Below are 6,379 nucleotides of genomic sequence, written 5' to 3' on the forward strand. Positions count from 1 at the left end.
CGATTATGCATCAAATCGAATGGACTGCTCGGGCCGCGACGCCCGGTCGCTGAATTGGCAGCGACCTTGCGAGCCTATCCAGCGCATTTCCGAAGCACAACCGACGCGAGCTGTCGGAAAACTTCCGTGCATGACGTGGTCCTGTAGGACGCACACCATCCTTTGTAGGAGTGAGCCTGTGCGTGCTGCGGCGTCAGTCGTCTTATTCGCGGGCTGAACAGCGGATTCGTGGGCACGTTCGCGCCTACAGTGTTGGTTTTTTCGGTTAGCTCATACTCAGCGCCGACCTTGACTTGGTTTTAATATCAATGGCAATTCAATCAAATCGATCTAAAAAACTGTCAGTCCTGACAGTTGTAGATAATTCAAATCAACTCATACCATTGCCACTCTGCTGAGTAATTCAATGGAACTGAAAAAATGACTGGTAAACGCATTGTTACACTGGGTGTTACGGGAGAATTCAACGCGAAGATTCAGGGCCATCCAGATCTCGCGGTGAACTACATCACCGTTTCTGTTTCTGATGGCTATCTCCACATTTCCGCCAAGGAGGGTGATGTCCTGAATTACAGATCCCTTTATTTGATTTTCAAACTTGACGAGTCAGACAAGACGCTCACTTTTGATCGGCTCTTTTATATCGGTGAATTTGAAACTACCTCCGGCTTCGCGAGGTTGAGATCCGAATTAACGACAGCAAAAACTTTCAATATCGACTTTGATGTGGAAAAAGGAACCTACAAAGGTTCTTTCAATGGAGTCATCCCTACAGAAGTGGGAGGCGAGCGGGATATTCTTTGCAGTTTTGATCTGGTGTCGACCCCCTAAGTCTATAGCGCTACTGTCAATGGACGCGTAGAAAGCCGTGCGCAGGTAGCTCCAGGTTATCCAGCACCCGATTCACCACCATGTCGGCCAGCATGATGACCTGTGTCAGGCCCAAAGTTGCTGTCTGACACTCCGCTATCGCGAGCAGGCTCACTCCTGCAGGTTTTGTAAATGGCTTAAAGATTTCACGCACAAAAAAGGCGATGTCCCTCACGTGACATCGCCTTTTCTTTAACTGCCGTTACAACTTACTCAGACAGTTTGTACGCAATCACATAGTCACCCTGCTTGGTGCCCAGGGAGCCGTGACCGCCGGCCACGACCAGCACGTATTGCTTGCCGTCCTTGCCGGTGTACGTCATCGGCGTGGTTTGCGCGCCGGCTGGCAGGCGGCCTTCCCACAGTTGCTTGCCGTTTTTCACGTCGTAGGCGCGCAGGTACTGGTCGAGGGTGCCGCTCAGGAACGCGACGCCACCAGCGGTGGTGAAGGTGCCGCCCAGGCTCGGTACGCCCATGCTCAGCGGGATCGGAACCGGCGAGCTGTCGCGCACGGTGCCGTTCTTGTGCATCCAGATGGTTTTGCTGGTGGTCAGGTCGACCGCTGCGACATAACCCCACGCCGGCGCCTGGCATGGCAGGCCCATTGGCGACAGCAGCGCTTCGAGGATCACGCCGTACGGCGCGCCCTTGTTAGGCTGCACGCCTTCGGTTTCGCTCTTGCGGCCCGGGCCGCCGGCCACTTCTGCAGCCGGTACCAGTTTCGAACGGAACGCCATGTAGCTCGGGTTGACGAAGGCGATCTGGCGCACTGGATCGACCGAGATGCCGCCCCAGTCGAACACGCCGAAGTTACCTGGATACACGATCGAACCTTGCAGCGACGGCGGGGTGAACGGGCCGTCATAACGCAGGGATTTGAAGTCGATCCGGCAGAGCATCTGGTCGAACGGGGTCACACCCCACATGTCGCGCTCTTTGAGGGGCGGCGGCATGAAGTTGAGGTCGGATTTCGGTTGGGTCGGCGAGGTGTGGTCGCCTTCCACCGCGCCCTGCGGCACGGGGATTTCGTTGATCGGCACGATGGCTTTGCCGGTGCTGCGATCCAGTACGTAGATGCTGCCCTGCTTGGTCGACGCCAATACCGCCGGCTTGACGCCGTCAGCGGTTTTGATGTCCATCACGGTCGGCTGCCCGCCGACGTCCATGTCCCACAGGTCATGGTGGGTGAACTGGAAGTTCCAGCGCACCTTGCCGGTGGCGATGTCCAGTGCGGTCAGGCCAGCGGCGTGCAGTTCCGATTCAGGCGTACGCATGCCACCGAACTGGTCCGGGGTCTGGTTGCCCATCGGCAGGTAGAGCATGCCGAGTTTTTCATCGACGGCAAACATCGACCACATGTTCGGCGAGTTGCGCGTGTAGGTCTTGCCTTCGGCAATCGGCGCGGTATCGTCCGGGTTGCCGCTGTCCCAGTTCCACACCAGTTTGCCGGTGTGCACGTCGAACGCACGGATTACGCCGCTAGGCTCGTCGGTGGAAACGTTGTCGGTGACGTGACCGCCGATCACCACCAGGTCCTTGGTGACCGCAGGTGGCGAAGTGGAGTAGTAGCCGCCAGCGTTGAAGCCGCCGATGTTGGCAGACAGGTCGATCTGACCCTTGTCGCCAAAGTCTTCGCACATTTTGCCGGTGTCAGCGTTGAGGGCGATCAGACGGGTGTCAGCGGTTGGCAGAAAGATGCGACGCGGGCATGCGCTGGCCGGGGCCGGGCTGGCCGAACCGGTCGGGCTCTGCTCGGAGGCATAGACCGCATCGTCGTGATAGCTCACGCCACGGCAGGTCATGTGCGCCCAGCCTTTGAAGTTGGCCGCGTTCTGCGTGCTCAGCTTCGGATCGAAACGCCAGATTTCCTTGCCGGTGTCCGGATCCAGCGCAATCACCTGGCTGTGCGGCGTGCACACGTAGAGCATGCCGTTGACTTTCAGCGGGGTATTTTCAGCGGTGGTTTCGCCCGGATCGTTCGGCCCCGGGATGTCGCCGGTGCGGTAGGTCCACGCCGGTACCAGTTTGCTCACGTTGGCCGGGGTGATCTGCGCCAGTGGCGAGTAACGATCACCGTGGGCACTGCGGCCGTAGGAGTTCCAGTCACCGTCGGGCATGGCCGGGGCGGTGTTGGTCATGCCGTCGACGCTGTCGCGATCCAGCTGGCCTTTGATTTCCCCAGGGTTGGTGAACTGACTGGCGACAGCGGTCAGGCCGGCCAGCACCACGGCTACGGTCAGCGCGCCGGTGCCCATCGGGGCAGGGCCGTTGAGCAGCAGCGGGCGGCGGAACCATGGCAGCAACATCACCAGGCCCAGCGCGAACAGCATTGCCAGACGCGGCACCAGTTGCCACCAGTCCAGGCCAACTTCCCACAGCGCCCAGACGGTGCTGGCAAACAGCACGATGGCGTACAGGCCCAGCGCCGCACGACGGCGCATCAGCAGCAGAATGCCGGTCAAGGCGATGCCGATACCGGCCAGCAGGTAATACAGCGAGCCGCCGAGCATGCTCAGCTTGACTCCCCCGGCCAGCATGGCCAGGCCCATCAGTAGAAGCAGGATGCCGAGCAGGCCCGGTAGCAGACGGCCCCGACTCGAAGCACTTTCGGTGCTCATAGTGTGAATCTCCGTGACGTTTATGTAGTCCCGCGCTGTAGTCACTTTAGATGACGATTTGGCGCAGGCATGGTTCAGATAAAACTTATCCAGCTAATCAATTCCCATTTGTGGGAGCGAGCCTGCTCTCGAAAGCGGTGTGTCAGAAGGCTGATGTGCTGACTGACAAGACGCCTTCGCGAGCAGGCTCGCTCCCACATTGAGTGTTTCGGTGTGCTTTAGAACGACGACTGGATCTTGATCCCGCCGATCAGGGCATCGTCGACGTCGTTCACGCCACCGGGGTGGCGGATGTATTGCAGGTTCGGGCGCACGGTCAGCCAGTTGGTGACGTGCACGCCGTAATACAGCTCGGCGCTGTACTCGGTGTCCTGCGGTGGCAGAAAACCTGGGTTGTCGTAGTCGTAGATGGCGTTGGTGCGGTTAGTCATTTCGGCGTTCTTGCGATAGGCCGGGTTGACGTGCACACGTGCCAGGGCGAAACCGATGTCGTCTTTGGCGCGGGCGTCGAACGGGCCTTTGTAGGTCAGGCCGGCCTGCACGTAGTTGTCGATGGCGTTGGTTTTCTTGTCATGCATGGTCGCGTTGGCGAACAGGCTCAAACCACGGGAGTGGGCGCTGGCAATGCTGGTGACCTGCTGCTGCACGCCCAGCCACACGCCGTGCTTGCTCGACGCGCTGCGGTAGGCTTCACCGCTCAGCGCTGCCGGCTGGTCATTGCGATCCTTGTAGACATCCGCGGCCTTGGCATTGCTGTAGTAATAACCGGCGCGGTATTCGCCCGGCAGGCCGTTGAGCTTCGGCGTCCACACCAGTTCGACTGGCAGGATCGCACCTTGGGTGCCGCTGCCGCTGAGTTTGAAGCCGTTGCCACGATCGAGGTTCGACGGGTTCTGCTCATAGGCACCGACCTGTGCGTACAGCTCCGGCGTCAGGTGATATTTGACCCGCAGTGCCCATTGGCTGACCGGCCAGTTGTACCAGATGCCGCCGACCCAGTTGCCGACCTGCGAGCCGCAGAACGCCAGATTCTGGAAATCGCAGGGGAAGCTGTTGAAGTCTTCGCCCTCGCCGAAACGGCCGACCTTGATGTCGAGTTTCTGATCGAAGAATTTCTGCTGGTACCACATCTGCGTCAGGCGCGTGGTCTGGCCTCTGCCCCAGACTTCCTGCGCCGAAGTGAAGCCGCCTACGCGTGGGTCATTGATGCGGTCGTTGCTGATGTTGTTGCCGCTGCGTTTGGTGATGGTCAGCTGAAATTCGGCGTCGTTCCAACCGAGGATTTTCTGCAGGTCCAGATGGGTGCCGAGGCCGAACTGGTCGCTGTAGCGCGCAGTGCGGTCGTGGTCGTAGCCACCGTGCAGGTTGCTGCCCATTTCGCCGGTATAGTCGAGTTTGAAGTAGTAGCCTTTTTCCGAAAGTTCTGTGCGCGTGCCGTTCCAGTCACCGAGCATGTACGGTGACTCACTGTCGAAGGCCGGAGCCGCCTGGGCGCAAGAGGCAAGACCGAGCGCGGTGCAGCCGCCAAGGGTGCGCAGAATGGAGATAGCGCTATCTCGGGAGAAGGAAAAATCAGCCATGAATAAGTCTTTTTTTGATGTTTTTCGGGGGCAGGCCGAGCGCTTCAGTTTGTCGCAGGCAGTGAAGCGTTTCAGCGGAAGGGCGGCAGGATAATGATCTGTAACAAATTGAGAAAGGGCTTTTGCAGACATGCAGCGTTTCGGATTCGGTAACAGTGCGGCAAACGGGCGCATTGTGAGTCGGGTCACAGCCTGCGATCTTTCGGGGTTGGCCTACATTTGCAGGAAGGCCTTCCACCCGATCACCCCCTCGGCTAAGGTGCGCGGCTTTACGCATTTCCACTTCGCTCAAAGGCCCGGCATGAACGAACAGACCCCCGATCCGCTGCACGGCGTGACCCTCGAACAGATCCTCAAAGCACTGGTCGCTCACTACGAATGGTCGGGGCTGGCTGAGCGCATCGATATCCGCTGCTTTAAAAGCGATCCGAGCATCAAGTCGAGCCTGACGTTTCTGCGCAAAACCCCGTGGGCGCGGGAGAAGGTCGAGCGCCTGTACGTCAAGCTGATGCGCACCAAGCGACCGCTCTGAGATGGACAGCGCGAGGCGGCGACGCCTGATCACCTGCCTGGCCGCACTGGGCTGGGCCGGATTGACGATTCAGTTGTACCTGATTTTCTTCGCACGATTGAGCGTCGGCGCCAGCCTGCTGGGCGGGCTGGTGAGCTTTTTCAGCTACTTCACGATTCTGACCAACACGCTGGTGGCGACCGTGTTGACCTGCGCGGTGGCCGAGCGCGAATCGGCCGCGCGCCGCTGGTTTCTGCAACCGTGGGTCAGCAGTGGGATTGCCGTGAGCATTGCTGTTGTCGCTCTCGCCTACAGCATTTTGCTGCGGCACTTATGGCATCCGGAAGGCTGGCAGTTTGTCGCCGATGAATTGCTTCACGACGTCATGCCGTTGCTGTTTCTTGGCTATTGGTGGTGCTGCGTACCCAAAGGCACGTTGCGCCTGTGGCACCTGCCGCTGTGGCTGATCTATCCGCTGGTGTATTTCATCTACGCCTTGCTGCGCGGGCATCTGCTCGGTGCATATGCGTACCCGTTCATTGATGTGGCGGTGTTGGGTTATCCACAGGTACTGCTCAATGCCGGAGGGATTTTGGTCGGGTTTGTGCTGGTGGGTATGCTGGTGATCGGCCTCGACCGATTTCGGCGATGAACGTCAAAAGATCGCAGCCTTCGTCAGCTCCTACAGGGGGAATGCATTCCAAATGTAGATACCGTCTTGAGCCTCACCGGGCAAGCGCAAGTTGCGGGTCATATGGCAGTCCTGACTTGAGCACTCCGTAAACGAAGTGCAGCAGCTT

Annotated in this window: 6 protein-coding genes; 3 read left to right on the top strand and 3 right to left on the bottom strand. The window is 59.1% G+C overall.

The features are described from left to right. Positions 1-420: 420 nt before the first annotated feature. Positions 421-831, top strand: a complete 411-nt coding sequence (locus tag AC0Z4S_RS24615; RefSeq protein WP_485624912.1) for a hypothetical protein — start codon at positions 421-423, stop codon at positions 829-831. 16 nt (positions 832-847) lie between these two features. On the opposite strand, the gene AC0Z4S_RS24620 is transcribed toward AC0Z4S_RS24615, so the two are convergent. The 3 genes from AC0Z4S_RS24620 to AC0Z4S_RS24630 form a co-directional block, all read right to left on the bottom strand. Then, the gene (locus AC0Z4S_RS24620; protein ID WP_485624913.1) at positions 848-1,045 is read right to left on the bottom strand and encodes a hypothetical protein; all 198 of its coding nucleotides are present in this window, start codon (positions 1,043-1,045) and stop codon (positions 848-850) included. 34 nt (positions 1,046-1,079) lie between these two features. Next, positions 1,080-3,488, bottom strand: a complete 2,409-nt coding sequence (locus AC0Z4S_RS24625; protein WP_485624914.1) for a glucose/quinate/shikimate family membrane-bound PQQ-dependent dehydrogenase — start codon at positions 3,486-3,488, stop codon at positions 1,080-1,082. 218 nt (positions 3,489-3,706) lie between these two features. Continuing rightward, on the bottom strand, positions 3,707-5,068 hold the full coding sequence (locus AC0Z4S_RS24630; protein WP_485624915.1) for a carbohydrate porin: 1,362 nt from the start codon (positions 5,066-5,068) through the stop codon (positions 3,707-3,709). A 301-nt stretch (positions 5,069-5,369) separates the two neighbouring features. Between AC0Z4S_RS24630 and AC0Z4S_RS24635 the strand changes: the two genes are divergently transcribed. After that, on the top strand, positions 5,370-5,600 hold the full coding sequence (locus AC0Z4S_RS24635; protein ID WP_485624916.1) for a VF530 family protein: 231 nt from the start codon (positions 5,370-5,372) through the stop codon (positions 5,598-5,600). A gap of 1 nt (position 5,601) precedes the next feature. After that, positions 5,602-6,231, top strand: a complete 630-nt coding sequence (locus AC0Z4S_RS24640) for a Pr6Pr family membrane protein (protein ID WP_485624917.1) — start codon at positions 5,602-5,604, stop codon at positions 6,229-6,231. Positions 6,232-6,379: the final 148 nt, after the last annotated feature.

Source organism: Pseudomonas sp. 1L-B-1-E-C1 (genome assembly GCF_057291835.1).

What these genes read in the sequence shown, in the direction of transcription:
- AC0Z4S_RS24615 (WP_485624912.1), top strand. Translation starts at nt 421, where the DNA reads ATGACTGGTAAACGCATTGTTACACTGGGTGTTACGGGAGAATTCAAC.
- AC0Z4S_RS24625 (WP_485624914.1), bottom strand. Translation starts at nt 3,488, where the DNA reads ATGAGCACCGAAAGTGCTTCGAGTCGGGGCCGTCTGCTACCGGGCCTG.
- AC0Z4S_RS24630 (WP_485624915.1), bottom strand. Translation starts at nt 5,068, where the DNA reads ATGGCTGATTTTTCCTTCTCCCGAGATAGCGCTATCTCCATTCTGCGC.
- AC0Z4S_RS24635 (WP_485624916.1), top strand. Translation starts at nt 5,370, where the DNA reads ATGAACGAACAGACCCCCGATCCGCTGCACGGCGTGACCCTCGAACAG.
- AC0Z4S_RS24640 (WP_485624917.1), top strand. Translation starts at nt 5,602, where the DNA reads ATGGACAGCGCGAGGCGGCGACGCCTGATCACCTGCCTGGCCGCACTG.